Origin of the sequence: Caballeronia sp. NCF2, assembly GCF_023631205.1 — a bacterium.
GTDB classification, from domain to species: Bacteria; Pseudomonadota; Gammaproteobacteria; order Burkholderiales; family Burkholderiaceae; genus Caballeronia; species Caballeronia zhejiangensis.
The window spans coordinates 1-2,211 of sequence record NZ_JALQDN010000110.1; the positions used below are offsets into that span (position 1 = coordinate 1).

A 2,211-nucleotide genomic window follows, 5' to 3' on the forward strand; every position below is an offset into this window, starting at 1 on the left:
GTCAGCATCATGCCCGGTTCGTCGAGCGTCAGCGCGCCGTCGCCATCGATGCGTATGGATTCGCCATGCCGCTCGAATTCCCATTGATAGATCGACCCGCTCGGCATGCGGCTGCGAATGCAGCGATGCGTCGCGAGGTCGGCAGGCGCGCGTGGCGGCTTGTGCTGTTCGAAGTACGCGGGACTGCCGACGACGGCGAAGCGCTGGCGATCGCCGAACGGCACCGCGATCATGTCTTGCGGTACGGTTTCCAGCAGACGAATGCCCGCATCGAAACCTTCGACGACGATATCGATGAGCCGGCCTTCGGTGACGATATCGAGCTTCATGTCCGGATAGCGCTTCAGGAACGCGATGAAAAGCGGCATCGCCTGATGCGCCGCGCCCACCGATGTATTGATACGCAACGTACCCGATGGCGTGTCGCGAAAGCTGCCGGCCTGTTCGAGCGCGTCGCGAATCGTCGAAAGCGCGGGCGCGATGTTCTGCACGAATTGCGCGCCGGCCTCGGAAAGCGACACGCTTCGGGTCGTGCGATTGAAGAGCCGCACGCCGATGCGAGCCTCCAGCGCGGCGATCGCATGACTCAGCGCGGACGTCGATACGCTCAGTTCATTCGCCGCCGCGCGAAAGCTGCGATGCCGCGCGACGGAAAGAACCGCTTCGAGTTCGGTGAGCCCCGATGTTTTCATTATGCTAAATCGTTCAATAGGTCATGCCCGATTGTACGTCTAGTCGAATCAATGCGAACGCCTTATCTTTTGCTCAATACATCGACCGAACGAATTCATCATGCATGACATCGACCAGATTTATATCGGCGGCGCGTTTGTCACACCGCACGGCAACGAGCTTTTCGAACTCTTCAATCCCGCGACAGAAAAAGTTATCGGCCGCGTGCGCCTCGCAGACAAGGAGGATGCGCGCAATGCAATTGCGGCGGCGAAGCGCGCATTTCCCGCATTCTCGCGGACGGACAAGCGCGAACGTATCGACATGCTGAAGCGCATGCACGCCGCCGTCATCGCGAAAGAGGATGAGCTTTTCGAGGCCATCGTCGAAGAATACGGCGCACCGGTTTCGCGCGGGCGCTGGATGGCGCGACATGCGAGCAACGTGCTGCTGGAAGCGGCGAAGGTGCTCGAAGACTATGCGTTCGTGCGTGACGCGGGTACGGCAAAAGTAATGATGCAACCGCTCGGCGTTGCCGGGCTGATCACGCCGTGGAATAGCGACGCCGGCTTTATCTGCGGCAAGCTGGCGGCGGCGCTCGCGGCGGGTTGCACGGCGGTCATCAAACCGAGCGAAATGAGCGCGATGCAAACGCGCGTCGTCACCGAAGCGCTGCATGAGGCGGGACTTCCGGCAGGCGTGTTCAACATCGTCACGGGCCGAGGCGATATTGTGGGCGCGGAGATCAGCGCGCATCCCGATGTCGCGAAGCTGTCGTTCACGGGATCGACGGTCGTCGGCAAGACGATCCTGCGCACAGCCGCCGATACGCTCAAGCGCGTGACGCTCGAACTCGGCGGCAAGTCGCCGACGATCGTGCTCGACGATGCGAACTTCGACGAAGCCGTGCCGCTCGCGCTCGATGCGGGCTTCATGAACAGCGGTCAGGCATGCATCGCGGGCACGCGCATTCTGGTGCCGCGTGCACGGCTCGCGGAGTTCGAAGAGAAAATCGTGAGCGCCATCGAGAAGATTCGCTCGGGCGATCCGCGCGATCCGCATACGAGCATCGGCCCCATGGTGAGCCGGAAGCAATGGGAGCGCGTGCAGCGTTATATTCGTATTGGCATCGATGAGGGCGCGCGACTGATCGCGGGTGGCGAGGGGCGTCCGGATCACGTCGGCGCGGGCTGGTTCGTGCGTCCGACGCTCTTCAGCGACGTGACCAACGACATGACCATCGCCCGAGAGGAAATCTTCGGGCCGGTGCTGTCGATCATCGCGTACGGCGATATCGAAGATGCCATCGCGATCGCCAACGATACGCCTTATGGTTTGCAGGCGTACATCGCTTCATCGGACGCCGCGCGCGCGAACGCGGTGGCGTCGCGCATCGACGCGGGGCGCGTGCTCGTCAACACGCTCGCGCATGAACCTGCTGCCCCGTTCGGCGGATTCAAGCAATCGGGCATCGGACGCGAATACGGCACGTTCGGCATCGAAGCGTTCCTCGAACCGAAGGCACTGCTGGGCGTCCGT

The 2,211-nt window shown here is 62.2% G+C and carries 2 protein-coding genes; one reads left to right on the forward strand and one right to left on the reverse strand.

Annotation, left to right across the window (positions count from 1 at the left end; translation table 11 throughout):
- Positions 1-692, reverse strand: a 692-nt coding sequence (locus NCS02_RS36090; RefSeq protein ID WP_250520328.1) for a LysR family transcriptional regulator, incomplete at its 3' end; no start/stop codon positions are given.
- A 100-nt stretch (positions 693-792) separates the two neighbouring features.
- Here NCS02_RS36090 and NCS02_RS36095 point away from each other — a divergent pair.
- The coding region (locus NCS02_RS36095) for an aldehyde dehydrogenase family protein (protein ID WP_250523705.1) at positions 793-2,211 on the forward strand (1,419 nt) is incomplete at its 3' end.